Raw genomic sequence first — 23,793 nt, 5'->3', positions numbered from 1 at the left:
CCAGGGCGAGGTCGCAGACTTTGCGCCAGCCGGCGACCTGCTTCCACTGGCCGGCGGTGTCCTGGTCCTGCAGGCACGCCCACATGCTGAGCACGTCCATCAGCCGCCAGTCGGTGAGCCCGGAGGTGCGTCCGCCGCCCCGTTCGATCACGGCAGGACCACCCGTCCCTGGTCGGGGCCGGTGGGGTCGGCCAGTGGCGGGGTCGGGCGGGCGACGGCTGTGGTGGGTGCGGCGAGCGCCCGTTCGACGTCGGTGACCCTTGCGGAGGAGAAGGCGTCCGAGTCGTCGTAGCGGGCGGCGATCCGGCCGGCGGCGTCGGCGAGCCGGCCGGTGGCGGGCGCCACGTCCCACACGGCGCTGACCGCGGCCTTCTGCGTCTCGTGGTGGGCCTGCAGGAACTGGACCAGCTCGATGAAGGCGTCGGCCGGGTTGGGCACCGGGGCCTTCATGTCGTCGGCGATGTAGGACAGGTGGGGGGAGTAGTTGCGCGTGACCTCGTCCTGGAGTCGGTCGGCGAACTCTCTCATCTGTCGGATGTCGGCCTCGATGCCGCCGTAGTCGCGCAGCCAGCCGGCTGGCCGGTTGTCCTCCGGGATCATCGGACCTCCCTGCCCGTCACCGCACGGTTTCCCTGAGTGAGGTTAATGGCTCCGCGTGGATACCGGCAGCCCCGGCCGGGCTCGCGTACGCGGGGAAGGTTTCAGCGGGGAAGGCCGGAGGCGCGCCACGCGCCGGGACCGGCGGCGAGCGTCGCGCCGGCCGGGCGGGCGCTGTGCGCCCACCGCGACACGACGGGCGGCGCGGCGGCGGCGACGGGCCGGGTGCGGACCACGATCGCGCCGACCAGAGCGGCCAGCTCCTCGGCGGTGGGCACGCCACGGACGACCCGGAACATCGGCTCTTCGGCAGACATGGACCCAGGGTACGCGTCGCGAACTCGACCTTCGGCATACAGTGGCGTGCCGGCGGTGTGCGCGTCGGAGCGGCCGGGTACCGTTTCTGCGATGTCGAACGCACTTCCCCAACTCGTCGCTGACCGGTATCGGCTCCTCACGCCGCTCGGTCAGGGCGGCATGGGTCGCGTCTGGAAGGCGCGGGACGAGGTGCTGCACCGCGACGTCGCCATCAAGGAGTTGGTCCCGCCGCCCGGCCTCACCCCGGACGAGCGCCGCGAGATGCGCGAACGCTCGCTGCGCGAGGCGCGGGCCATCGCCCGGCTGAACAACATCAACGTGGTCCGCATCTTCGACGTGCTGCGCACCGACGGCGACCCGTGGATCGTCATGGAATACGTCGCGTCGAAGTCGTTGCAGGACACGATCGCCGAGGACGGCCCGGTCTCGGTGGCCAAGGCGGTCGAGATCGGCCTCGGCGTGCTGGGCGCGCTGAAGGCCGCGCACAAGGCCGGCATCATGCACCGCGACGTCAAGCCGGGCAACGTGCTGCTCGGCGAGGACGGTCGGGTGGTGCTCACCGACTTCGGCCTGGCCACGATTCCCGGCGACCCGAACGTGACCCGCACCGGCATGGTGCTGGGCTCGCCCGCCTACATCTCGCCGGAGCGGGCGCGGGACGGCACGGCCGGGCCGGAGGCCGACCTGTGGTCGCTGGGCGCCACGCTCTACGCCGCCGTCGAGGGCAAGTCGCCCTACGCGCGCCCGTCGGCGATCGCCACACTGGCCGCGCTCGCCACCGAGCCGATGCCGCCGCCGCGCAACGCCGGGCCGCTCAAGCCGGTGCTCCAGGGCCTGCTGCGCAAGGACCCCGACGAGCGGATCACCGCCGAGGTGGCGGAGCGCATGCTGCGCAAGGTCGGCGGTCGGCGGGGAGTCAAGGGCATCTCGCTGCTGGACGGCGTACGCCGGCCGGGGCCGAACGGTCCGCGCGCGCCGCGCCCGCCGCTGGTGCCGGCGCCGCGCCCGGCCGACGAGCAGGTCGAACGCGCGGCCTCCGGGGTCGCGGCCACCGGGGGTGCGGCGGCGACCGCCGACCCGACCGCGAAGGTGCCGGCGCCGACCTCCGACGCGGGGCCGACCGCGAAGGTGACGCCGCCGGTCGCCGACCCGACGACGAAGCTGGACGCCGACGACGCGACCCGGGTGGACGACTCCGGTCCGGCGCTGGACGAGACGCGTCTCGACGGCGAGCCGGTTCCGGCCGCTCCCGCGCAGCGCTCGGCCCCGGTGCCGGTCAGCCCGGCCCCGTCGGACTCCACGCCGGTCAGCGCGGCGCCGGTCAGCCCCGCGCCGTCGACCGGCCGGGCGACGGTGCTGCCGGGGGTCAAGGATTCGCCGAACCGGCGCAACCTGCTGATCGGCGCGCTGGTCCTGCTGTTGCTGGTGGGCCTGGTCGTGGCGGTGCCGCTGCTGAACCGCGGCGACGACGACGGTGACGGTGGCGGCCCGACGGCCGGCTCCTCGGTGGCGTCGGCGGGTCCGCCCGCGCCGACGGCCAGCGCGTCGCCGAGTGCCAGCGCCTCGCCAAGCGGTGCGTCGGCCAGCCCGACGCCCTCGGCCAGCGCGTCGCCGTCGGCCTCGGCCTTCACGTTGCCGGCCGGCTGGAAGTACTACACCGGCTCGAACGGCTTCAAGGTGCCGATTCCGAACGGCTTCGAGGCCAAGCCGGGCAACAACCAGGTCGTGCTCTACGAGGTCGGCGGTGCCCGCCGCGTCCTGTTCATGCAGTGGACGTCCAGCCCGCAGAAGGACGCGTTGGCGGACTGGAAGGACCAGGAGCCGAACCGGCGCAACTACGTCCGGAACTACGAGTACGTCAACATCACCCGGTGCAACTACTACCGGACCTGCGCCGACTGGGACTGGCTGGAGACGCGTAGCGGCAACGTCCGGTTCCACGTGCGCAACCGGGGCGTCGCGACGGCCACCAACCGTGGCTACGCGTTGCGCTGGGAGGTCCCGGCGAAGGACTGGCAGGCCAACCTGCCCGCCTTCGACATCATCACCAAGGGGTTCGTGCCGGACCGGAGGAACTGACCCGGGAGTCCCACCGTCGCGAAACTGGTTCGCATGACTTTCCGTAGTCGGGGGTATGAGTATCCCGACGACGAAGGAGGTGCGACATGGGTTACCGACACAGGGACACCGGCCCGCGCCTGGCACTGTGGATGCTGGTCGCGCTCGGCGACGCCGTCCTGCTGATGGTCGCCGCCGGCCTGTCCGCGCCGGTCGCGGTTCTCGGTGTGCTCACCCTGACCGTCGCCGGGGTCGCGGTGTGGCGCTGGACCCGCCGACCCGCGCCCGTGCCCATGGCGCCCGCCGCGCGCCGCCGGGCCTGAGGCGACAACCAGACGGTACGACGGCAGCGGGACCGCCTCATGTCGAGGCGGTCCCGCTTCCGTGCGTACGTCAGGTGTTGTTGGCCAGGGCGATCAGCCGGGTCCGGTCGCCGTTCCAGTAGTTGCGGTCCACGTTGCCGCTGATCCCGGAGACGCTGCCGGTGCTGGTGTACTGCCAGAAGCTCCAGACCGAGGCGCCGGCCGGCAGGGCGCCCGGCGTGCTGGACCAGCGGGCGAGCCAGAGCGGGTGGTTGGCCCACGGGCCGGTCCAACTGCCGGTGCACTGGTTCCACCAGCTCGTCGTGGTGTAGATGACCGCGTACCGGCCGGTGCGGGAGCGGTAGGTGTTGAGGAAGTCCTGGATCCAGTTGCGCATGCCGGTGGTGCTCAGGCCGTAGCAGTAGCCGCCGCTGTACGGGTTGGCTTCGATGTCCAGCGCGGCGGGCAGCGTACGGCTGTCCGCCGACCAGGCGCCGCCGTTGCTGGCCAGGTAGCCGGCCTGGGTGGAGCCGGCGGAGATGTTCGGGCGGGCGAAGTGGTAGGCGCCCCGGATCACGCCGGCGTTGTAGGCGTTCACGTAGTTGGTGTTGAAGTTGGGGTCCTTGTAGCTGGTGCCCTCGGTGGCCTTGATGAAGGCGAACTGGATGCCGGCGTTGCGCGCGCTGGTCCAGTTGATGCTGCCCTGGTAGCGGGAGACGTCGACGCCGGGGGTGGTCGCGGCGGCGGCCGGTCCGCCGGTCGCCACGAGGGCCGCGGCCGCGGTGGCGGCGACGGTCAGGCCGGTGGCGAGAAGCCGGCGCACGGAGAGTCTGGTACGGGCCATGGTGTGCCTCCAGAGGACGTCAACTGATTGACGCCCATCTTTGGAGATTAGTGCCCTAGATCGCAATAGGACGCAAGGAAATTTTCATCGCATCATCGGAGGGCGGCCGGATCCATCGCCCAGCGGAACGGCTCGGTCACGCTCAGCGTCTCACCGGCCTTGGCCACCGCATCCTCGACGTAGTGCCCCCCGTCCAACCGGTGCAGCCGCAGTGAGTGGCTGTCCCCGTCCTGCTCGACCAGCAGGTAGAACGGGATGCGGGCGATCGCGTAGAGCTGCATCTTGACCAGCCGGTCGGCGGCGGCGTTGCCGGGCGACACGATCTCGCCGACCAGCGTGACCCGTTCGGCGCTGAGGACCACTCCGTCGTCGTCGGCATCCGTGACGACCAGGTCCGGGATGACGATTCGGTCGGAGCCCAGCCGCACATTGATCGCGTCGTAGACGAGCAGGCCGACCGGCTCAGCCGCCAGCTCGACGGCGTTCGCCAACCGTCGGGCCACCCGTTGGTGTCGCCGGCTCGGGGCAGGGCTCACGATCAGGGCCCCGTCGAGCAGTTCGATGCGGTCTTGGCTGTCGCCCAAAGCCAGGTAGTCGGTCTCGGTCCATGGACCCACGTGTGGGCTGTACGGCTCCAACGGAGCTGCACTCACCGATCTCACCGCCCCTTCAGGCACCTCGTCCGATCAGTCGCACACTCTATGAGACACGGCCGGTCGTACGACACGAGTCGGGCCGGTAGGCTCCCCGCCCATGCCCCTGATCGACGGCCTCACCACGCTCTGGGACACCCTGCTGAGCGCTCAGCCGGACCCGCCGCCGCTGCTGGTGGTGCTCACCGCCGTGGCCGCGCTCGTTGTGGTCGCCACCCGGCTGCCCTGGCGGATCGCCCGCAACGCGGTGACCATCGCGCACGAGGGCGGCCACGCGTTGGCGGCCCTGCTCACCGGCCGGCGCCTGCACGGCATCCGGCTGCACTCGGACACGTCCGGGCTGACGCTGTCCGCCGGCCGCCCGAGTGGGCCCGGCATGATCCTCACGCTGCTCGCCGGGTACGTCGCCCCGTCGCTGCTCGGTCTCGGTGGCGCGTGGCTGCTCGCCGGCAACCGGATCACGCTGCTGCTCTGGCTGGCGGTGGCGCTGCTGCTGGCCATGCTGCTGCTGATCCGCAACCTCTTCGGCGCGCTGTCGCTGCTGGTCACCGGCGGCGTCGTGCTCGCCGTCTCCTGGTACACCTCGCCACAGGTCCAGGCCGCGTTCGCCTGGACCTCGGTCTGGTTCCTGCTGTTCGGTGGCGTCCGGCCGGTCTTCGAGCTGCGACGCCAGCGCAGCCGGGGCCGGATGCCGGAGTCGGACGCGGACCAGCTCGCCCGGCTCACGCCGGTCCCGCCGCTGGCCTGGGTGGGCGTGTTCCTACTGGTCGCCGTCGGCGCGCTGGTCGCCGGTGGACTGCTGCTCGCCGGCCCGATCCTCGCCGACGCCGGCCTCACCGGCTGACCCGTCCGGCGCCGCGCTCCGGGCGGCGCGCGCCCCGACCGGGCAGAATCGGACAGATGCGATACGTGATTATCGGGGCCGGCGCGGTCGGCGGCACCATCGGCGTACTCCTCGGCGAGGCCGGCCGGGACGTGACGCTCGTGGCCCGCGGCGCGCACCTGGACGCGGTACGCGAGCGGGGGTTGACGCTGCGGCGCCCCGACGGCACGGTGACCGGCCAGCTGCCGGCGGTGGGCGGCCCGGACGGGCCGCCGCTGCCGGCCGACACCGTCCTGGTCCTCACCGTGAAGTCGCAGGACACCGCCGCCGCACTGACCGGCTGGGCGGACGCGCCGGTCGAGGGCGGCGGTACGGCCGGCGAGCGGCTGCCGGTCGTGCTCGCCCAGAACGGGGTGGCGAACGAACCGGCCGCGTTGCGGCTCTTCGCCCGGGTGCACCCGGTCTGCGTGTGGCTGCCCGCCACCCACCTGGAGCCGGGCGTGGTGGTCGCCAACGGCGACCCGCACCCGGGCATGCTGCACTTGGGCCGCTACCCGACCGGCGCCGACGACGCCACCCGGGCGATCGCGGCCGACCTGACCGCCGCCGGTTTCGTCGCCCCGGTCCGCGACGACGTGATGCGCTGGAAGTACGGCAAGCTGCTGGCCAACCTCGGCAACGGCCTCCAGGCGCTGCTCGGCCGGGACGTGCCCGAGCACCTGTCGCAGCGGGTACGCGCCGAGGGCGAGGCGGCGCTGGCCGCCGCCGGCATCGCGCACACCACCCGTGCGGAGGAGGCCGCCGAACGCGGCGACCTGGTGTCGCACCGGCCGGTCGACGGCGAGCCCCGATCCGGCGGCTCCACCTGGCAGAGCCTGGCCCGGGGCGCCGGCTCGGCCGAGGCCGACCACCTCAACGGCGAGATCGTGCTGCTCGGCCGGCTGCACGGCGTACCCACCCCGGTCAACGCGGCGGTGCAGGCCGCCGTGCGCCGGGCCGTCCGCGACCGGATCCCGGCCGGCTCCTTCGATGTGCGGGAGCTGGCGAAATTGGTCGGCTGAGCGGGCAACCGCGCCCGGTGCGGCAGGCGTCTCTCCTGCGACCACCACGGGGGAGGCGACAGCGTGCCGGACGTCGACGGGTTCGACGAGTTCTACCTGGGCAGCCGTCAGCGACTGCTCGGGTTCGTCTTCGTGCTCACCGGCAACCTCGCCGAGGCGCAGGACGCCGTGCAGGAGGCGTACATCCGGGCCTGGCAGCGATGGGCGACGGTGCGGGGCTACGACGACCCGGAGGCCTGGGTGCGGGTGGTGGCCAGCCGGATCGCGGTCAGCCGGTGGCGCAGCCTGCGCAGCCGCGCCCGGGCCTACCTGCGGCACGGGGCGCAGGAGAGCATCCCCGCCCCGGGCACGGAGACGGTGGAGGTGGTGGCGGCGTTGCGGCAGCTACCCGAGGAGCAACGCGTCGCCATCGCCCTCTACTACCTGGTCGGCATGCCGGTCGCCGAGGTGGCCCGGGAGACCGAGGCACCGGTCGGCACGGTCAAGGCGCGGTTGTCCCGAGGTCGGGCCGCGCTGGCCGAACTGCTCGCGGTCGTGGATCTGGAGGAGCCCGCGGATGCGTGACGACAACCTGACGTTCATCGAACTGGTGCAGCGGAACCTGCACACCGTGCGTTGGGCCGACCCGGCCGACCTGCGGGCCACCGCCCGCCGGCGGAACAGGCGGGCGGTGGTGGCGGCGGTGGCGGTGCTGGCACTCACCTCCGGCGTCGCGCTCGTGGCGACCGGGCGGGTCGACCGACCGACCGCGGCGCCGGTCGCCGCCGGCCCGTCGGCGACCGCCTGGATCGCCACCGAGGTGCCCGCCGACGCGCTGCTGCAAGCCTCCGACCTGCGACCCGCCATCGCGCGGCCGTGGAACGACGCGGGTCTCGGCGAGGAGATCCGTCTGGATCGGATGGTGGAGGTCTGTCGGCAGGACCAGGGGCTGGCGACGACCTGGGAACAGTCCCGCTACTCCCGTTCGGTGACCCTGCTCCGGGACCGGCCCGACGTCGGTGACCAGCGGGAGGGTCAGATGCTCGCCACGCAGGACCTCTACCGGGTGGCCCCGGACCGCGCCGACCGGCTCTTCGACGGGCTGCCGGCGCTGCTCGGGCCGTGCCGGCAGTGGCGGGCGAGCGGCCCGACGGCGTGGCAGGGTCGGACCGTCGCCGCGGAGGTCGTCCACTCGTGGCAGGAGATCGACCGGGGCTTCGCCGGCGACGAGTCGGTGCTCGTCCGGCACACCGTCAGCCAGGCGCGCCGGCTGGACACCGGGGCGCCGCTCGGTGATCCGCCACCGCCCGCCGACCGTGCGGTGGTGCGCGTCGGTGACCTGGTCAGCGTGTTGCAGAACCGCGCCGGGGGCACCGAGTCGCAACTGCGTGACCTGGCCCGGGCCGCAGCCCAACGGATGTGCGTCGCCGCCAACCCGAGCTGCTGAGCCGGCCCGAGTGTTAAGAAGGGGCCCCGCCTATACCGGAGGCGTTAAGCGGGGGCCCCTCCTTACACCTACAGGGGGATGTTGCCGTGCTTCTTCGGCGGCAACGTCTCGCGCTTGGTGCGCAGCACCCGCAGCGCGCGGACGATCTGGGTCCGCGTCTCGTGCGGCGGGATCACCCCGTCGACGTAGCCGCGCTCGGCCGCGATGTACGGGTTGGCGAGCGTGTCCTCGTACTCGGCGATCTTCTCGGCCCGCACCGCCGCCGGGTCCTCGGCGTCGGCCAGCTCGGAACGGTAGAGGATGTTCACCGCGCCCTGCGCGCCCATCACCGCGATCTGCGCGGTCGGCCAGGCGAAGTTGAGGTCCGCGCCGAGGTGCTTGGAGCCCATCACGTCGTACGCGCCGCCGTACGCCTTGCGGGTGATGACGGTGACCTTCGGGACGGTGGCCTCGGCGTACGCGTAGATGAGCTTCGCGCCGCGCCGGATGATGCCGTCCCACTCCTGCCCGGTGCCGGGAAGGAAGCCCGGCACGTCCACGAACGTCAGCACCGGCACGTTGAACGCGTCGCAGGTGCGCACGAAGCGGGCCGCCTTCTCCGACGCGGCGATGTCGAGCGTGCCGGCGAACTGCATCGGCTGGTTGGCCACCACGCCCACCGGGCGGCCCTCGACCCGGCCGAAGCCGACCACCATGTTCTGCGCGTAGAGCGGCTGCACCTCCAGGAACTCGCCGTCGTCGAGCACGTGCTCGATGACCCGGTGCATGTCGTACGGCTGGTTGGCCGAGTCCGGGATCAGCGTGTCCAGCTCCCGGTCGGAGTCGGTGACCGCCAGCTCGGCCGGCGCGTCGAACACCACCGGCTCGTCCAGGTTGTTCGACGGCAGGTACGACAGCAGCGCCTTCACGTACTCGATCGCATCCTCCTCGTCCGTGCCGAGGTAGTGCGCGTTGCCGCTGCGGGCGTTGTGGGTGCGGGCGCCGCCCAGCTCCTCCATGCCGACGTCCTCACCGGTGACCGTCTTGATCACGTCGGGGCCGGTGATGAACATGTGCGAGGTCTGGTCGACCATCACGGTGAAGTCGGTGACCGCCGGGGAGTAGACCGCGCCACCCGCGCACGGGCCCATGATCAGGGAGATCTGCGGGATGACACCGCTGGCCCGCACGTTGCGGAAGAAGATCTCGCCGTAGAGGCCGAGCGACGCGACGCCCTCCTGGATCCGCGCGCCGCCGGAGTCGTTGATGCCGACGACCGGGCAGCCGATCTTCATGGCCAGGTCCATCAGCTTGACGATCTTCTCGCCGAAGACCTCGCCGAGCGAACCGCCGAAGACGGTGAAGTCCTGCGCGAAGACGCAGACCTGCCGGCCGTCCACGGTGCCGTAGCCGGTCAGCACGCCGTCACCGTACGGGCGGGTCCGCTCCAGCCCGAAGTTGGTCGAGCGGTGCCGGGCGAACTCGTCCAGCTCGACGAAGGAACCCTCGTCGAGGAGCATGTCGATCCGCTCCCGAGCGGTCTTCTTGCCCCGCGCGTGCTGCTTCTCGACCGCGCGCGCCGATCCGGCGTGCACCGCCTCGTCGAGCCGTCGCTCCAGGTCCGCCAGCTTGCCGGCGGTCGTGTGGATGTTGGTCCCGGTCTCGATAGTCACCCAGGGAATATAACGATGGTTCAGGTGGGTGAGGTTGTGCAGTGCGCCTCACCCCGCGCCGTAGGCTGGTCCGATGCCCGGCTCGCCGTACACCGACCTGGATCGCCCGCCGCTGTCCGCGGCCCGGCTGCGCCGCGCGCTGGTCGCGCCGCACGGGCCCTGGCGCCGTCTCGAACTGCTGGCCGAGACCGGTTCGACGAACGCCGACGTGGTGGCCGAGGCGCGGGCCGGCGAACCGGAGGGCCTGGTGGTGGTCGCGGAGCGGCAGAGTGCCGGCCGGGGCCGGCGCGGCCGGGTCTGGGAGTCGCCGCCGCGCGCCGGCATCGCGGCCAGCGTCCTGCTCCGGCCCGGCGAGGTGGTCACCGAGCGCGGCTGGTCGCCGGTGCCGGTCACCGGGTACGGCTGGCTGCCGCTGCTCGCCGGTGTCGCGCTGGTCGAGGCGGTGCGCCTGCTGGCCGAGGTGGACGCCCGGCTGAAGTGGCCCAACGACCTGCTGGTGGACGGCGCGAAGTGCGCCGGCGTGCTGGCCGAGGTGGTGCCGGGTGACGGCGACGCCCGGCCGCCGGCGATCGTGGTCGGCGTCGGGCTGAACGTGACCCTGCGCGCCGACGAGCTGCCGGAGAACCCGACCGGCCTGCCGGCCACCTCGCTCCAACTGGCCGGCGCCACCGCCACCGACCGTGACCCGCTCCTGCGGTCGCTGCTGCGCTCGCTCGCCGACTGGTACGAGCGTTGGCGCGCCGCCGGGGGCGACGCGGTGGCCAGCGGGCTGCGGGACGCCTACCTGGCCGGGTGCGCCACGATCGGCCGCCAGGTGCGGGTGCTGCTGCCGGACGGCCGGGAGGTGCACGGCACCGCCACCGGCGTCGACCCCGACGGCCAACTCCTGGTCACCACCACCACCGACGGCGCCCCCCTCCGCCTGGCCGCCGGCGACGTCCTGTACCTGCGGTGAAAGGAGGGGCCCCCGCTTAACGCTTCCGGTAGAGGAAGGGCCCCCGCTTAACACCCGCCGCCGCACCCGCCGCCCGCGCGGCCGATGCCGCCGGGATGCCCTGACCGGTTACGGTCAGCGCGTCCGGTTCCCGCGAGGAGGTTCGAAGTGGCGTTCCCCGAAGACGTGCTCACCGAGGACGAGCACGTCGTGCTGCACCTGCACCCGCACTGGAAGGCCCTGATCCGGCCGATCCTGGTGCTGGTGCTCACCGTCGCGGCGGTGGTCGCGGGCTGGCTCCTGCTGCCCGACGGCGACGGCGGCACCATCGCGCTCTACGTCATCGCCGGGCTCGGCCTGGTGCTGGCGTTGTGGCTGGGCCTGTGGCCGTTCCTGGTCTGGCGCACCACGCACTACCTCTTCACCAACGAGCGCGTGCTGCTCCAGGAGGGGGTGTTCTCCCGCAACCGGCGGGACCTGCCACTGACCCGGATCAACGACCACGCCATGCACCAGCGGTTCCTGGAGCGGATCCTGGGCTGCGGCACGTTGACCATCGAGTCGGCCGGTGAGCGGGGCCAGTCGGTGCTCGCCGACGTGCCGCACGTGGACCGGGTGCAGACCAAGCTCTACGAGCTGGTCGAGGCGCACCACGACAAGCACAGCCTGGGCGACGGCGAGATGCGCGAGATCCTGGCCGACATGGCCGAGGGCAAGTCGCTCCGCGACCCCTCCTGAGCGCCGCTCAGCGGCGGGCGCGGCGGGGGCGCAGTTCGGCGGCGAGTTCGGCGTCCAGGTCGGTCCCGAGCGCACCGCCCAGGGCCGCGTCGGCGGGCGCGGCGCGGCCCTGCGGCGGGGTGTAGTCGCTCCCGGGGCGGTTCGCGCCCAGGGGCGGCTCTTCCTCCTCCAGTTCGCTGACGGACTCGGCCAGCTCGGCGACCGGGTCCATCTCGGCGACGTTGTCCCACTCGTCCCGGGGGACGGTGTGCCAGGTCTCCTCGGCGTGCTTGGGCACCGGCTGGAAGACGAACGTGCGGTAGGACCAGAAGCGGAACAGCGTGGCCAGCAGGACACCGATGGTCTTCGCCACGTTCAGCGCGAGCAGGCCGTGCACGCCGAGGCCGTACTTGGCCAGGGCCAGGACGCCGAGTTCGATGAGCAGGCCGGCGCCGTTGAAAAGGAAGAAAAGGATGTATTCCCGCCGTAGCGCTGATTTCGGCCGATCCCGGTACGTCCAGTGCCGATTCATCAGATACGACGTGATGGTCGCCACCACGGTGGCGATCACGGTCGCCTTGAGCTGACCGTCCCGAAAGACCGTGAGTGCCAGCGCATTGAACACCGCGTAATTGATGACGGTGTTGATGCCGCCGACGATGCCGAATGTGAGCGCCTCGTGGATGAACTTCTGCCAGCGCTCGGGCAGCAGACGGACTCCAGGCATGCGAAACACCTTAGGGCAGTGGGCAGGGCCGGCTCGGCCCGGCGGGTCGGGATGGGCGGTGCGTCACGCCCCGGACTCTCGGTCGTGGCTCGGTGCCGGAACGGGGGGAGTTCCCGCCTCGACGAAGACGAACCGTCGGTACGACCAGAACCGGAACAGCGTGCCCAGGCCGGTGCCGACGACGAAGCTGGCGAGGTTGTCGGCCAGCGGGGTCTGGAACATCCGCGGCCAGAGCGCGCCGAGCCCGTAGTGGCTGATCGCCAGGCAGGCCACCGCGATGCCGAGGCCCACCCCGTTGAAGAAGAAGAACAGCGCGTACTCACGGGCGGGGTGGGAGCGCTGCCGGTGCCGCCAGGTCCAGAACCGGTTGCCGATGAAGGCGACGGTCGCGGCCACCACGGTGGAGATGGTCTTCGCCACCAGCGGTGGCATGCCGCGCCCGCTCGACAGGTAGTTGAAGAGCGCGAAGTCCACGAGGAAGGCCACGCCGCCGACGGTGGCGAACTTGCTCAGCTCGTGGATGAGGTGGCCGAAGCGGTGGAGCAGTGCTCCGATCAGACCCCGACGGGTCGGCGGAGCCCCCGGTTGGTCCCCGGTCATCGTCGCGGCCACCCGCAGAGAGTACCGGTTGCGCCCAACCCGGGCCGCCTGCAACGGCGAGTCGGCCACGGCAACTTCGCCGGCGGTCGTCTGCCGGCGGTCGGCGGGGTCGCCCGTTTCAGATATCCGTGATCGCAGCGTAACCGACCGTGCGAATGGGTGGGGCGGCTTCGGAACCGGGCCGGTGGAGGTTCACCGCAGGATTTGCGTGAAACTGCGCGCGAAAGCGGGTATCAGATCGCGATGCCGCAGCGTGGCCGTACCTTGTGCAGTTCTTCACAACCAGTCCCACTGACTGGGGAGGCAGCCCGGTTTACGCTGAGCCCAATCCCAGGTTTCCACGACGGCGGCGCCTCGCCCGCCAGAAATCGTGCATCCCATAGATCGGTCAGCGTCGACCACAAGGAGATGTGACATGGTTGCTCCGGCTGCTGTTCGGGGTATCGATCAGGCCCCGACGTCCCACCCCAAACTGCTCGCCTGGGTTCGTGAGGTCGCGGAACTGACCACCCCGGAGCGGGTGGTCTGGGTGGACGGGTCCGACGAGGAGTGGCGTCGCCTCACCGACGAGCTCGTCGAGAACGGCACCCTGATCCGGCTGAACCCCGAGAAGAAGCCCAACTCGTTCTACGCGCGAACGGACCCGACGGACGTCGCCCGGGTCGAGGAGCGCACCTTCATCTGCTCCGTCGACGAGGCGGACGCCGGCCCCACCAACAACTGGATGGCGCCGGCCGAGATGAAGCGGACGATGACGGAGCTCTACCGCGGCAGCATGCGCGGTCGCACCATGTACGTCATTCCGTTCTGCATGGGCCCGGTCGAGGCCGAGAGCCCGATGTTCGGCGTCGAGATCACCGACAGCCCGTACGTGGTCGCCTCGATGCGGATCATGACCCGGATGGGGTCGGCGATCCTGGAGGCGATGGGCGACGACGCCGACTTCGTGCACGCGCTGCACTCGATCGGCGCCCCGCTGGCCCCGGGTCAGCAGGACGTGGCCTGGCCGTGCAACGAGACCAAGTACATCTCGCACTTCCCGGAGAGCCGGGAGATCTGGTCCTACGGCTCCGGCTACGGCGGCAACTCGCTGCTCGGCAAGAAGTGCTACTCGCTGCGGATCGCCAGCGTGATGGGGCGCGACGAGGGCTGGCTCGCCGAGCACATGCTGATCCTCAAGATCACCTCGCCCGAGGGCAAGGTCTACCACATCGCCGGCGCGTTCCCGTCGGCCTGCGGCAAGACCAACCTCGCCATGCTGGAGCCGACCATCCCGGGCTGGAAGGTCGAGACCATCGGCGACGACATCGCCTGGATGCGGTTCGGCCCGGACGGCCGCCTCTACGCGATCAACCCGGAGTACGGCCTGTTCGGCGTCGCGCCCGGCACCGACTGGAAGACCAACGCCAACGCCATGCGGACGCTCGACCGCGGAAACTCGGTCTTCACCAACGTGGCCCTCACCGACGACGGCGACATCTGGTGGGAGGGCATGGGTGAGCCGCCGGCGCACCTGATCGACTGGAAGGGCAACGACTGGACGCCGGAGAGCGAGAACCTCTCCTCGCACGCGAACAGCCGGTTCTGCACCCCGATCACCCAGTGCCCGATCCTGGCCGACGACTACTTCGACCCGAACGGCGTGCCGATCGACGCCATCCTGTTCGGTGGCCGGCGCCGGGACACCGTCCCGCTGGTCACCGAGGCGCGGGACTGGGTGCACGGGGTCTACATGGGCGCCACGCTCTCCTCGGAGACCACCGCCGCCGCGTCCGGCGCGGTCGGCGTGGTGCGCCGCGACCCGATGGCCATGCTGCCGTTCATCGGCTACCACGCCGGTGACTACTTCCGGCACTGGATCGAGATGGGCAAGGGCACCGACGGCGACGAGGCCAAGCTGCCCAAGATCTACTACGTGAACTGGTTCCGCAAGGACGCCGAGGGCAGCTTCCTCTGGCCGGGCTTCGGCGAGAACTCCCGCGTGCTCAAGTGGGTCATCGGGCGGCTGGAGGGCACCGCCGACGCGGTGGAGACCCCGATCGGCATGGTGCCGGCGCAGGACGCGCTGGACATCGAGGGCCTCGACATGACCCCGGAGGACGTCCGGATCGCCCTGAAGGTCGACCCGGAGGAGTGGCGCAAGGAGCTGCCGCTGGTCACCGAGTGGTTCGAGAAGTTCGGGGACAAGCTGCCCGGCGTGCTCTGGGCCGAGCTGGACGCGCTGCGCGCCCGCCTGGACGTGGAGCCGCAGAAGTAGCAGGTGTGCCGATGGCCCGTACCGGGCACCATCGGATGCCATGAGGACGGCCGCCGCACCTGTCGAGGTCCGGCGGCCGTCCGCCGTCCGGGCGCTGACCACCCTGCTCGCCGTGACCGCGGCGGCCACCGTCGTGGTCGAGCTGCTCAATTACTGGTACGCCCCGGAGCAGGAGTTCGGCCTCGCCGTGCGCACCGGTTGGGCGATGCTCCGCTCGCTCGGTTTCCTGATCCTGATCGGGCACGTCAACCGGGGGCGGGTGGCGGCCCGGCCGTTCGGGCTGATCCTGGCCGTGACGACGGTCTTCGCGGTGGGCCGGCTGGTCGTCCCGCGGCAGGGCGTGCCCGCGCTGCCCGGCCTGCTCGGGTTCGCCGCGCTCACCGCGCTCTGCGTCGCCGTGGTGGTGCTGCTCTACCGCTCCGACACGATCCGCGGCCATCTGGTCCGGCACCGCAAGGGCCTCGTGGTCGAGGGCGGGACGATCTCCTGGCGCGAGGTGGCGCCGAAGCGCCCGCAGGCGAACGGGTGGCTGCTGACCGCCCGGGTCGCCGCGTTCACCTACAGCCCGCTGATGCTGGTGCCGGCGCTGGTGGCGACCGGGTCGCTGCTGGACGGCGGGATCGCCGCCGTGCCGGCGGTGCTGTTCTGGATCGGTGCCGGCATCGCGGCCAGCTACGCGGTGCTGTTCTGCACCGCCTTCCTGTTGCGCGGCAAGGGCTGGGCCACCCGGGCGCTGGTGATGGTGACGCTCGGCGTCCTCGCGCTGGACCTCCCGCTCTGCTGGTGGCTGCTCGGCGTGGACGGCCTGGTCCGTGACGGCGCCCCCCTGCTGACCGCCGCGACCCTCTGCCTCTGGTCCCTCCACCGCGCTACCCGCCTCACCCCGCCCCCTGACCCTCCGACCCGCCGACCCGATCTCGTCGATCATGAAGTTAGCGGCAAATTTGATCTCCGTTGACGCCGCTAACTTCATGATCGACGGTCTGGGCGGGCGCGGTGGGGTCGGGAGGAGGGGTGTGGCGGGGAGGATGTGGGGTGGGTGGTTCCGGGTGGGACGTCGTGGTGGTGGGGGCGGGGCCGGCCGGGGCGGCGGCGGCGCTCGGGGCGCGGCGGGCCGGGGCGGCGCGGGTGCTGCTGCTCGATCGGTCCGACTTCCCGCGCGACAAGGCGTGCGGCGACGGCATCGCCGCGCACGCGCTGGACGTCCTCGCCGAGCTGGGGGTGACCGGTGCCGTCGACGGATACCCGCCCCTGCCGGCGTTGCGCCTGGTCGGGCCCGGTGGCGGCACGGTGGCCCGGCCGCTGCCCCGGCCGGCGTACACGGTGCCCCGGAAGGTGTTCGACGCGCGTCTGGTGCGGGCCGCGGTCGCGGGCGGGGCCGAACTGCGGCGGCACACCGTCCGCCGGGTGGAGGTGGCCGGCGACCGGGTGGTCCTCGACGGCGAACTGGTCGCCCGGGCGGTGGTCGGGGCGGACGGCGCCGGCTCCGTGCTGCGCCGGGCGCTCGGGCACCCGGTGAACCCGGACCGGCACCTGGCGCTCGCCATCCGGGGCTACGCGCCCGCGCCACCGGGGCCGCCCGAGCAGCTCATCGTCACCTCGTCGGCGCGCTGGCCCGCGTACGCCTGGGCCTTTCCGATCGGGGACGGCCGCGCGAACGTCGGGTACGGGGAGGTGCTGCGCGGCGAGCCGCTGACCCGTGCGCACCTGCTGGACCGGATGGCCGCGCTGCTGCCCGGCACCGACCCGACCACGGTGACCGACCTGCGGGCCCACCACCTGCCGCTCTCCACCCACCGGCCGGCGCCGGGCCGGGGCCGGGTGCTGCTGGCCGGCGACGCGCTGTCGTTGATCAACCCGTTCACCGGCGAGGGCATCTTCTACGCGTTGCGCTCCGGCGCGCTGGCCGGGGCGGCGGCGGCTGAGGCGCCCGCCGACGCGGCCCGCCGGTACGCGGTCGCGCTGCGCGAGCGGCTCGGCACCCACCTGCGGCACAGCTCGGCGGCGGCCTGGCTGGCCCGGCGGCGGTGGGTGGTGGACGCGGTGATCGGCGCCGCCGGCCGGGACGAGCGGGTCTACCGGACGGTGGTGGAGCTGGGCCTCGGTGACGGCCGCCTGGACGCCCGCACGCTCGCTGCGATCGCCGCCGGCGTGCCGCGGCCACGGCGGCCCGGAAACGACCGGCCGTCCCGCTATGCGCCACCGCGGCACTGATCTTCGTCGTGGGTCGCTACCCTGCAAGGTGATGACTCTGCGGAAACTTCTCTACTCCGTGTACGAGCGCCGGTTGACGGCGAAGCTCGCGGGCAAGCCCGTGCCCGCGCACGTCGGTGTGATGTGCGACGGCAACCGCAGGTGGGCCCGGGAGATGGGCTTCGTCGATCCGAACGACGGCCACCGGATGGGCGCCGAGCGGATCAAGGAGCTGCTGCGCTGGTGCGACGCGGCCGGCGTCGGCCACGTCACGCTCTGGTTGCTCTCCACCGACAACCTCTCCCGGCCGGCCGCCGAGCTGGACCCGCTGCTCCAGATCATCGAGGACCTGACCAGCGAGCTGGCCGAGGAGGGCAACCCCTGGCGGCTGCGCATGGTGGGCGCGCTCGATGTGCTGCCGGCGCAGCACGCGGCGGCGCTGAAGGGCGCCGCCGAGCGCACCCGGGACCGCGACGGCGGGGCTCAGGTCAACATCGCCGTCGGGTACGGCGGCCGGCGCGAGATCGCCGACGCGGTCCGCTCGCTGCTGCTGGAGCACGCGGCGCACGGCGGCACGCTGGAGGAGCTGGCGACCACGATCGACGTGGACGACATCTCGGAGCACCTCTACACCAAGGGCCTACCCGACCCGGACTTGATCATCCGGACCAGTGGCGAGCAGCGGCTCTCCGGCTTCATGCTCTGGCAGAGCGCGCACTCGGAGTTCTACTTCTGCGAGCTGAACTGGCCCGACTTCCGCAAAGTCGACTTCCTCCGCGCCCTGCGCTCCTACGCCACCCGCCAACGCCGCTACGGCGTCTGACCCCCTCTCCCCTCTCCCCTCTCCCTCGGCCTGTCTCCCCGTCGATCTTGCACATTCGGCCCTCGATATGGGGCTCATGCCGGCTTTGCCCGGGCAGCAAGTGCAAGATCGCCGAGGGGTGGGGCGGGGTGGAGCGGGGTGGGGTGGAGCGGGGGTGGGGTGGGTTAGGTGAGGTGGGGAGGGCGGCGGTGAGGAAGTCGCCCAGGGCGGCCGGGGAGTCGAGCGTGAGGTCGGCGGCGTCGGCGACCTCGTGGCCGGTCTCCGGGTTGGCGACGGCCACGCAGACGCCCAGGAAGTCGGGGTCGGTGGCGGCGCGGGCGCGCAGCGCGGCGAAGGCCTTGATGTCGGACACGTCGTCGCCGAAGTACCAGGCGCCGCCGGCGTCCCGGACCGTCTCGCCGATGACCATGCCCTTGTCCCGGTCGACCGGGGGCTTCAACTCCAGCACCATGCGGCCGGCCTGGCAGCGCAGGCCCAGCCGCTCGGCCCGGGCCCGGCCCCACTCCTGCACCACGTCGCCGAGCTGCGGGGCGGTGCGCCAGTGCAGCGCGACGGAGAGCCGCTTGAACTCGACGAGCGCGCCGGGCGGCAGCTCGGCCTCGGCCTGTGCGGCCAGCTCGGCCATGGTCGGCACCCACGGCAGGGCGGCCGGCTCGGTGACCGTCTCGCCGCCGGAGTGACTGTGCTCCAGGCCGTAGAGCCCATACAGGTCGACGCCGGCGAGGCCGCCCAGGTGGTCGCGGAGGAAATCGACCGGGCGCGCGGAGACGATGGCGATCCGGCGTACCCGGGGGGCGAGCGCCTCCAGCGCGGCGAGCACCTTCGGCGCGGGCCGGACCGCGGTGGGGTCGTCGTCGACCGGCGCGAGTGTGCCGTCGAAGTCGAAGAAGAGCACGACGTCACCAGCGCGGGCGGCGGTGGCACGCCAGGCGTGCTCGGCGTCCAACGGAGTCTTCGGCGGCTGGTTGCCCAGATTCAACGGCGGCACGCGCGACAGCGTACCCCGCGCCGGGCGGCGTATTCGTGGCCGAGATGTGACGTCGAGGCGACGCGGTGGTCAGCGTTCGGCGGCTCCTCTTCCCCGGCGCCCGAACGGCACCACGGCCGCCTCCGGCCCGTGGCTGAGCAGGTAGCCCTCCACGAAGCCGGTGTTCCGGTCGCCGGTGTGCGCCTCGATCTCGTTGAGCCGCGCCACCAGGAACTCGGTGAGCGCGCTGACCCGGTCGTTGAGCCGGTCGTGCAACTCGGCGACGACGGCGATGATCACCGCTGTGCCGGCCGTGGTGAGCGTGAGGAGATTGACGACCAGGGGAAGCTGCCCGCCGTTCAGCACACCGACCACCACGTTGCCGGTCACGCAGGATGTCACCGACACCACCGCGACCACGACTGCCAACCATTTCAGGGTCATGGACAGACCCCTCCTTCTGTCCCGCAGGGCTGGGTTCGGCTGTGTCCCGTCCCCCCGCCGACGACGAGCCCTTAGCAGTACAAACGTGGACGCTAGCCGGTCCGATCCGTCCCCGAGGCGAAACGATCGGGACTGACCTTCCGTTCTTTCGCCATCTGAGGAACTACCCCGCCTGTTTCCCTCGATTTCGGACATTTGCCGGAAGAGTCGGGCGATATGCGAGGTAACGAATGGTTTCTCGAATGTGGAACTTCTCCGCCTCGGAGACGTTCGGGTCGACCAGCCGGCGCAGCAGCGCCTCGACGTCGGGGTCCATCGGCGGCGGCGTGGGGGCGGCGCGGGAGCCGGTCGCCCGGTCCCAGCCGAGCGCCGTGAACGCGCCGGTCGGGTCGAGCCCGAGCCCCTCGCAGAAGGCGACCACGCGCTCGGCCTCGGGGTCGCTGGCCCAGTCGCCGCGGACCCAGCGGTTGATGGTCTGCCGGGAGACGCCGGTGCGCCGGGAGACCTCGGTGCCGCTCCAGGCCCGCATGGCGCGGGCGTCGTCCAGCGCGCGGCGGACGAAGGTGGCGAAAGCGATCTTCCGTGCGTTGGCCGTCTCACTCACCCCGTGACGGTACGGCCAGTCGGTCGTTGCGGGGTGGCTCGGCGCGCTGGTGTCACGCAGACGTGACGTCGATCCGGGTTCGCCGGTAAACGATCCAGAGCTGCTTCTGAGGGGTGCCACCCGGGCAGAATAGATAGACACGAGTGCAGTCGCAAACGGACGGAAAGCTGATACTGTCACGCTCATGAGACAACTTACGGTGTGTCACGTGCTTGAGACGACGAGTGCTCACATGCGTCACTCCGCGGTTGCGGAGGGGGTTTCGTGACCGAGCTCGCGACCCGTGCCCAGGCGTTCGGGTTGATCGCGGACGGAGTCTCCGCCGGGTTGAGCGCCCCGTGGCGCCTCTATCTCGCCCGGGGCTGCCGGTACCTCTCGCTGAGCGTCGGTGACCGGGGGGAGTGGGACGCCTGGCGTACCCACCTCGGCTGTCCCGAACTGAGCGTGCGTGTCTACGACTCCGGCGGCGAGATCCGCCGGGCGTCCGTCGCCGAGGTGATCCTCGACGGCTGCCGGATCAGCGTCGAGCTGGTCGAGGAGGTCGGCACCGACGACCTGGAACGGTTGCTGGTGGTCGACCCGCTGCCCGGGGCGGACGAGCGGTGAGCCCCTTCCTCGCCGTCGTGCTGGTCCTGGTCCTCGGCTCCACCTGCTACGCCGCCGGTCGGCTGCACGGCCAGCTCAGCTACCGGATCGGTTACCGGTTCGGCTACCGGCAGGGCTACTTCGACGGCGACCGGGGCGCCTGGAACCGCCGCCGCCGGGACGCCCAGGCCGCCATCGCCTCGGCGCTCTCCGGTCCCGCGCCGACCGTGGTGACGTCGGTCGGGCGGGCGTCCACGCCGTTCGGCGGCACCACCGTGCCGGCGGCGGTCACCGCCCGCCCCGGCGCCCCGGCCGTACGGGTCACCGCGACCGCCCAGCTCGGCGGCTCGGCCGCCCGCGTGGGCACCACGTACACCGGGTCCTCGTTCGCCGCGACGGCCGCCGGGCCGCGGGCCGGCACCCTGGTCCGCCGCACCGGCTGAGGCCCCACCTGACCGGCCGGGATGCGCGCAGGGGGCATGCATCCCGGCCACTTTCTCCCGCGTTCATCGGAGATCCATCCGGACCCCTAGCCGCGCGGGCCCACGGGGATTAGCGTCTAGGCATGGCACGGGGTTTTCCCGGGCCATCCGGACAGCCCGGACCTGCGACCTCGCGCACGGGGCCCGCATCCGACCCCGTGTCCGCCGGGCACCGGAAGAGGCGGAACTCGGGTGGCCGGGTGCCCACCCGCGGAGCAGGCCTGTGACCACTCGCCGTACCCCCGCCGGTGCCGACCAGACCCCGGCCGCGACCGCCACGACCCGTCGGACCACCCGCAGCCGGCGCACCGCCGCCGCTGCCGCCACCGAGGAGCCTCGACCATCGGGCCCGGCATTCGTGCTGGACACCTCCGTCCTGCTCTCCGACCCGGCGGCGTTCCATCGCTTCGCCGAGCACGAGGTGGTGCTGCCGCTGGTGGTCATCTCCGAGCTGGAGGGCAAGCGGCACCATCCCGAACTCGGCTGGTTCGCCCGCCAGTCGCTGCGCATGCTGGACGAGCTGCGGGTGCGGCACGGCCGGCTGGACCGGCCGGTGCCCGCCAACGACCAGGGCGGGACGCTGCGGGTGGAGCTCAACCACACCGACGACGGCGTGCTGCCGCCCGGCTTCCGCAACGAGTCGAACGACGCCCGGATCCTCTCGGTGGCGCTCAACCTCGCCGCCGAGGGGCGTGAGGTGACGCTGGTCAGCAAGGACATGCCGCTGCGGGTGAAGGCGGCGTCGGTCGGCCTGCGCGCGGACGAGTACCGGCACGGCCAGGCCAGCGACCCGACCTGGACCGGGATGGCCGAGCTGGAGCTGGCCGAGGAGGAGATCGGCCGGCTGTACGCGGGCGACGCGCTGGACCTGGACGCCGCGGCGGGGCTGCCCTGCCACACCGGGCTGGTGCTGCACTCGGCGCGCGGCTCGGCGCTCGGCCGGGTGCTGCCCGACAAGACGGTGCGGCTGGTGCGTGGCGACCGCGAGGCGTTCGGCCTGCACGGGCGGTCGGCCGAGCAGCGGATCGCGCTGGACCTGCTGCTGGACGAGTCGATCGGCATCGTCTCGATGGGCGGCCGGGCCGGCACCGGCAAGTCGGCCCTGGCCCTCTGCGCCGGCCTGGAGGCGGTGATGGAGCGCCGGCGGCACAAGAAGGTGATCGTCTTCCGCCCGCTGTACGCGGTCGGCGGCCAGGAACTCGGCTACCTGCCCGGCTCGGAGTCGGAGAAGATGTCGCCCTGGGCCCAGGCGGTCTTCGACACGCTCGGCGCGGTGGTGCACGAGAACGTGCTGGAGGAGGTCACCTCGCGCGGGCTGCTGGAGGTGCTGCCGCTCACCCACATCCGGGGTAGGAGCCTGCACGACGCGTTCGTCATCGTCGACGAGGCCCAGTCGTTGGAGCGGGGGGTCCTGCTCACCGTGCTGTCCCGGATCGGCCAGGGTTCGCGGGTGGTGCTCACCCACGACGTGGCGCAGCGCGACAACCTCCGGGTGGGCCGGCACGACGGGGTGACCGCGGTGATCGAGGCGCTGAAGGGCCATCCGCTCTTCGCGCACGTCACCCTCAGCCGATCGGAGCGATCTCCGATCGCCGCGATGGTCACCGACCTGCTGGAGGACATCCCGGGCTGACTCGCCTATTTGTCCTACTTCGTCCGCATTTTAAATGTGGCGCAGATCACTTTTGCCCTCCGCGGTTTCCCACCCGCCTCACCGTGCGCGATGGTGTCCATCGAGCGTCACCGACAACTCCGGTGTCTGGAGCCCCATTCGCGCCGGGCCCTCGTCGAGCATTCTCCGCCACGGACGGCGGGAGCCACGAGGGCCGGCGCGCCGGTCGAGACCGGCGGGGCGGGGCGCTTGCGGCACCCGGGCGCGGCCGTAACCAGGCCACGCGTGGTGCCGTGTCCCTGCCTCCGACGAAGGGAAACTTCGTGAGTCGGCTGTGGAGCCGGTTCGGCGCCCGTACGGCCGCTGTCGCGCTGCTCTCCGTGGGCGTTGCCGGCGGTTTCTACCTGGGCGAAGATCGTCAGACCCAAGAGCAGGGTCTGACCGCGCAGGTCGGCCGCGAGGTCGACCAGGCCGAATACACCTACCAGCGCGAACGGCAGGCCGACCATCGCCTGCAGTCGTCGAAGCAGCGGGCCGCCGAGTACCAGGCCAAGCTGCGGGCCGCGGCGGCGGCGAAGGAAGCCGCCGAGCGGGCCAAGGCGGCCGAGGCGGCCGCCGCGAACCGCAAGAAGGAGCGGGACGCGGCGGAGGCCGAGGCCAAGGCGACCGCCGACGCCAAGGCGAAGCCGTACGACGGGCCGATCCCGGCCTCGTGCGCGGAGTACAGCGGCAACCGGAAGATCGGTTGTGCCGTCATGCTCGACAAGGGCTTCGGGATCGACCAGTTCCCCTGTCTGGACAAGCTCTGGACGAAGGAGAGCGGCTGGAACCCGAAGGCCTCGAACAGCAGCTCCGGCGCGTACGGGATCCCGCAGGCCGTGCCCGGCAGCAAGATGGGCTCGGTGGCCGACGACTGGCGGACCAACCCCGCCACCCAGATCGAGTGGGGTCTCGGCTACATCAAGGGCCGCTACGACACCCCGTGCGGCGCCTGGCAGCAGTCGCAGAGCGAGGGCTGGTACTGATCCGACCGACGGCGGGACGCGCGGTGATCCGCGTGTCCCGCCGTCGTCGTTCGCCCCCTCGACTGGCGGCCGGCCGCATTTACTGATAG

The 23,793-nt window shown here is 72.1% G+C and carries 25 protein-coding genes and 1 pseudogene; 16 read left to right on the top strand and 10 right to left on the bottom strand.

Features of this window, described 5'->3' with window-relative positions:
* Nucleotides 1–147 precede the first annotated feature (147 nt).
* A complete protein-coding gene (locus H1D33_RS20195; protein WP_181571658.1) occupies nucleotides 148–600 on the bottom strand; it encodes a hypothetical protein in 453 nt (150 codons plus the stop codon).
* A 101-nt stretch (nucleotides 601–701) separates the two neighbouring features.
* The gene (locus H1D33_RS20190; RefSeq protein WP_181571659.1) at nucleotides 702–914 is read right to left on the bottom strand and encodes an acyl-CoA carboxylase subunit epsilon; all 213 of its coding nucleotides are present in this window, start codon (nucleotides 912–914) and stop codon (nucleotides 702–704) included.
* Nucleotides 915–1,005: 91 nt separating this feature from the next.
* Between H1D33_RS20190 and H1D33_RS20185 the strand changes: the two genes are divergently transcribed.
* Nucleotides 1,006–2,994 carry a serine/threonine-protein kinase gene (locus tag H1D33_RS20185; protein ID WP_181571660.1) on the top strand — a complete coding sequence of 663 codons (1,989 nt, stop codon included), beginning with the start codon at nucleotides 1,006–1,008 and terminating at the stop codon, nucleotides 2,992–2,994.
* An 86-nt stretch (nucleotides 2,995–3,080) separates the two neighbouring features.
* Nucleotides 3,081–3,296 carry a hypothetical protein gene (locus H1D33_RS20180; protein ID WP_181571661.1) on the top strand — a complete coding sequence of 72 codons (216 nt, stop codon included), beginning with the start codon at nucleotides 3,081–3,083 and terminating at the stop codon, nucleotides 3,294–3,296.
* A gap of 70 nt (nucleotides 3,297–3,366) precedes the next feature.
* Here H1D33_RS20180 and H1D33_RS20175 read toward each other — a convergent pair whose 3' ends face one another.
* Nucleotides 3,367–4,119, bottom strand: coding sequence for a GH25 family lysozyme (locus tag H1D33_RS20175; RefSeq protein ID WP_181571662.1), 753 nt, complete (start codon nucleotides 4,117–4,119; stop codon nucleotides 3,367–3,369).
* Between the two features lie 92 nt (nucleotides 4,120–4,211).
* Entirely contained in the window at nucleotides 4,212–4,736 is a 525-nt protein-coding gene (locus H1D33_RS20170) for a Uma2 family endonuclease (protein ID WP_246411986.1), read from the bottom strand.
* A 136-nt stretch (nucleotides 4,737–4,872) separates the two neighbouring features.
* Here H1D33_RS20170 and H1D33_RS20165 point away from each other — a divergent pair, with 136 nt between their 5' ends.
* From H1D33_RS20165 to H1D33_RS20150, 4 genes are all read left to right on the top strand, one after another.
* Nucleotides 4,873–5,616 (top strand): M50 family metallopeptidase, encoded by a 744-nt coding sequence (locus H1D33_RS20165; protein WP_181571664.1) that lies wholly within the window; start codon nucleotides 4,873–4,875, stop codon nucleotides 5,614–5,616.
* Between the two features lie 56 nt (nucleotides 5,617–5,672).
* On the top strand, nucleotides 5,673–6,656 hold the full coding sequence (locus H1D33_RS20160) for a ketopantoate reductase family protein (RefSeq protein ID WP_181571665.1): 984 nt from the start codon (nucleotides 5,673–5,675) through the stop codon (nucleotides 6,654–6,656).
* A 63-nt stretch (nucleotides 6,657–6,719) separates the two neighbouring features.
* Complete coding sequence (locus H1D33_RS20155) at nucleotides 6,720–7,220, top strand: RNA polymerase sigma factor (protein WP_181571666.1); 501 nt, start codon at nucleotides 6,720–6,722, stop codon at nucleotides 7,218–7,220.
* The gene (locus H1D33_RS20150) at nucleotides 7,213–8,082 is read left to right on the top strand and encodes a hypothetical protein (protein ID WP_181571667.1); all 870 of its coding nucleotides are present in this window, start codon (nucleotides 7,213–7,215) and stop codon (nucleotides 8,080–8,082) included. Before H1D33_RS20155 ends, H1D33_RS20150 begins: the two co-directional genes overlap by 8 nt.
* A gap of 68 nt (nucleotides 8,083–8,150) precedes the next feature.
* Here the strand turns inward: H1D33_RS20150 and H1D33_RS20145 are convergent, their stop codons facing one another.
* On the bottom strand, nucleotides 8,151–9,734 hold the full coding sequence (locus H1D33_RS20145; protein WP_181571668.1) for an acyl-CoA carboxylase subunit beta: 1,584 nt from the start codon (nucleotides 9,732–9,734) through the stop codon (nucleotides 8,151–8,153).
* A 73-nt stretch (nucleotides 9,735–9,807) separates the two neighbouring features.
* Between H1D33_RS20145 and H1D33_RS20140 the strand changes: the two genes are divergently transcribed.
* Both H1D33_RS20140 and H1D33_RS20135 read left to right on the top strand, forming a co-directional pair.
* Nucleotides 9,808–10,689, top strand: coding sequence for a biotin--[acetyl-CoA-carboxylase] ligase (locus H1D33_RS20140; protein ID WP_181571669.1), 882 nt, complete (start codon nucleotides 9,808–9,810; stop codon nucleotides 10,687–10,689).
* Between the two features lie 147 nt (nucleotides 10,690–10,836).
* Nucleotides 10,837–11,406: a PH domain-containing protein gene (locus tag H1D33_RS20135; protein ID WP_181571670.1), complete on the top strand. Its 570-nt coding sequence runs from the start codon at nucleotides 10,837–10,839 to the stop codon at nucleotides 11,404–11,406.
* Between the two features lie 7 nt (nucleotides 11,407–11,413).
* Here H1D33_RS20135 and H1D33_RS20130 read toward each other — a convergent pair whose 3' ends face one another.
* Nucleotides 11,414–12,112 (bottom strand): GtrA family protein, encoded by a 699-nt coding sequence (locus H1D33_RS20130; protein WP_181571671.1) that lies wholly within the window; start codon nucleotides 12,110–12,112, stop codon nucleotides 11,414–11,416.
* A gap of 63 nt (nucleotides 12,113–12,175) precedes the next feature.
* Entirely contained in the window at nucleotides 12,176–12,712 is a 537-nt protein-coding gene (locus tag H1D33_RS20125) for a GtrA family protein (RefSeq protein WP_181572661.1), read from the bottom strand.
* Nucleotides 12,713–13,127: 415 nt separating this feature from the next.
* Between H1D33_RS20125 and H1D33_RS20120 the strand changes: the two genes are divergently transcribed.
* The 4 genes from H1D33_RS20120 to H1D33_RS20105 all read left to right on the top strand — a co-directional run bounded on the left by H1D33_RS20120 (nucleotide 13,128) and on the right by H1D33_RS20105 (nucleotide 17,985).
* Complete coding sequence (locus H1D33_RS20120) at nucleotides 13,128–14,969, top strand: phosphoenolpyruvate carboxykinase (GTP) (protein ID WP_181571672.1); 1,842 nt, start codon at nucleotides 13,128–13,130, stop codon at nucleotides 14,967–14,969.
* A gap of 40 nt (nucleotides 14,970–15,009) precedes the next feature.
* A complete protein-coding gene (locus H1D33_RS20115) occupies nucleotides 15,010–15,927 on the top strand; it encodes a hypothetical protein (protein WP_307755224.1) in 918 nt (305 codons plus the stop codon).
* A gap of 77 nt (nucleotides 15,928–16,004) precedes the next feature.
* Nucleotides 16,005–17,183, top strand: coding sequence for a geranylgeranyl reductase family protein (locus H1D33_RS20110; protein ID WP_181571674.1), 1,179 nt, complete (start codon nucleotides 16,005–16,007; stop codon nucleotides 17,181–17,183).
* A gap of 31 nt (nucleotides 17,184–17,214) precedes the next feature.
* Entirely contained in the window at nucleotides 17,215–17,985 is a 771-nt protein-coding gene (locus H1D33_RS20105; RefSeq protein ID WP_181571675.1) for an isoprenyl transferase, read from the top strand.
* Between the two features lie 181 nt (nucleotides 17,986–18,166).
* Here the strand turns inward: H1D33_RS20105 and otsB are convergent.
* The 3 genes and pseudogenes from otsB to H1D33_RS20090 form a co-directional block, all read right to left on the bottom strand.
* Nucleotides 18,167–18,973, bottom strand: a pseudogene (otsB, locus tag H1D33_RS20100) (trehalose-phosphatase); the annotation flags it as partial.
* A 69-nt stretch (nucleotides 18,974–19,042) separates the two neighbouring features.
* The gene (locus H1D33_RS20095; protein WP_181571676.1) at nucleotides 19,043–19,396 is read right to left on the bottom strand and encodes a hypothetical protein; all 354 of its coding nucleotides are present in this window, start codon (nucleotides 19,394–19,396) and stop codon (nucleotides 19,043–19,045) included.
* Between the two features lie 163 nt (nucleotides 19,397–19,559).
* Entirely contained in the window at nucleotides 19,560–20,000 is a 441-nt protein-coding gene (locus H1D33_RS20090; protein ID WP_181571677.1) for an XRE family transcriptional regulator, read from the bottom strand.
* Between the two features lie 264 nt (nucleotides 20,001–20,264).
* Here H1D33_RS20090 and H1D33_RS20085 point away from each other — a divergent pair, with 264 nt between their 5' ends.
* The 4 genes from H1D33_RS20085 (at nucleotide 20,265) to H1D33_RS20070 (ending at nucleotide 23,704) form a co-directional block, all read left to right on the top strand.
* Entirely contained in the window at nucleotides 20,265–20,606 is a 342-nt protein-coding gene (locus H1D33_RS20085; protein ID WP_091060782.1) for a hypothetical protein, read from the top strand.
* Nucleotides 20,603–21,028: a hypothetical protein gene (locus H1D33_RS20080; protein ID WP_181571678.1), complete on the top strand. Its 426-nt coding sequence runs from the start codon at nucleotides 20,603–20,605 to the stop codon at nucleotides 21,026–21,028. The genes H1D33_RS20085 and H1D33_RS20080 overlap by 4 nt, the downstream gene beginning before the upstream one ends.
* A gap of 262 nt (nucleotides 21,029–21,290) precedes the next feature.
* Nucleotides 21,291–22,700, top strand: coding sequence for an RNA 5'-3' helicase PhoH2 (locus H1D33_RS20075; protein WP_181571679.1), 1,410 nt, complete (start codon nucleotides 21,291–21,293; stop codon nucleotides 22,698–22,700).
* 302 nt (nucleotides 22,701–23,002) lie between these two features.
* Entirely contained in the window at nucleotides 23,003–23,704 is a 702-nt protein-coding gene (locus tag H1D33_RS20070; protein ID WP_181571680.1) for an aggregation-promoting factor C-terminal-like domain-containing protein, read from the top strand.
* The last annotated feature ends 89 nt before the right edge of the window (nucleotides 23,705–23,793 follow it).

Source organism: Micromonospora ferruginea (assembly GCF_013694245.2).
GTDB classification, from domain to species: domain Bacteria; phylum Actinomycetota; class Actinomycetes; order Mycobacteriales; family Micromonosporaceae; genus Micromonospora; species Micromonospora robiginosa.
This window is presented reverse-complemented; position numbering and strand designations above follow the sequence as displayed.

Excerpts from the sequence above, each read along its gene's own strand:
- H1D33_RS20165 (WP_181571664.1), top strand. The coding sequence starts at position 4,873 with ATGCCCCTGATCGACGGCCTCACCACGCTCTGGGACACCCTGCTGAGC.
- H1D33_RS20175 (WP_181571662.1), bottom strand. The coding sequence starts at position 4,119 with ATGGCCCGTACCAGACTCTCCGTGCGCCGGCTTCTCGCCACCGGCCTG.
- H1D33_RS20125 (WP_181572661.1), bottom strand. The coding sequence starts at position 12,712 with ATGACCGGGGACCAACCGGGGGCTCCGCCGACCCGTCGGGGTCTGATC.
- H1D33_RS20190 (WP_181571659.1), bottom strand. The coding sequence starts at position 914 with ATGTCTGCCGAAGAGCCGATGTTCCGGGTCGTCCGTGGCGTGCCCACC.
- H1D33_RS20095 (WP_181571676.1), bottom strand. The coding sequence starts at position 19,396 with ATGACCCTGAAATGGTTGGCAGTCGTGGTCGCGGTGGTGTCGGTGACA.
- H1D33_RS20115 (WP_307755224.1), top strand. The coding sequence starts at position 15,010 with ATGAGGACGGCCGCCGCACCTGTCGAGGTCCGGCGGCCGTCCGCCGTC.
- H1D33_RS20140 (WP_181571669.1), top strand. The coding sequence starts at position 9,808 with ATGCCCGGCTCGCCGTACACCGACCTGGATCGCCCGCCGCTGTCCGCG.
- H1D33_RS20185 (WP_181571660.1), top strand. The coding sequence starts at position 1,006 with ATGTCGAACGCACTTCCCCAACTCGTCGCTGACCGGTATCGGCTCCTC.
- H1D33_RS20180 (WP_181571661.1), top strand. The coding sequence starts at position 3,081 with ATGGGTTACCGACACAGGGACACCGGCCCGCGCCTGGCACTGTGGATG.
- H1D33_RS20130 (WP_181571671.1), bottom strand. The coding sequence starts at position 12,112 with ATGCCTGGAGTCCGTCTGCTGCCCGAGCGCTGGCAGAAGTTCATCCAC.
- H1D33_RS20150 (WP_181571667.1), top strand. The coding sequence starts at position 7,213 with ATGCGTGACGACAACCTGACGTTCATCGAACTGGTGCAGCGGAACCTG.
- H1D33_RS20160 (WP_181571665.1), top strand. The coding sequence starts at position 5,673 with ATGCGATACGTGATTATCGGGGCCGGCGCGGTCGGCGGCACCATCGGC.
- H1D33_RS20195 (WP_181571658.1), bottom strand. The coding sequence starts at position 600 with ATGATCCCGGAGGACAACCGGCCAGCCGGCTGGCTGCGCGACTACGGC.
- H1D33_RS20120 (WP_181571672.1), top strand. The coding sequence starts at position 13,128 with ATGGTTGCTCCGGCTGCTGTTCGGGGTATCGATCAGGCCCCGACGTCC.
- H1D33_RS20105 (WP_181571675.1), top strand. The coding sequence starts at position 17,215 with ATGACTCTGCGGAAACTTCTCTACTCCGTGTACGAGCGCCGGTTGACG.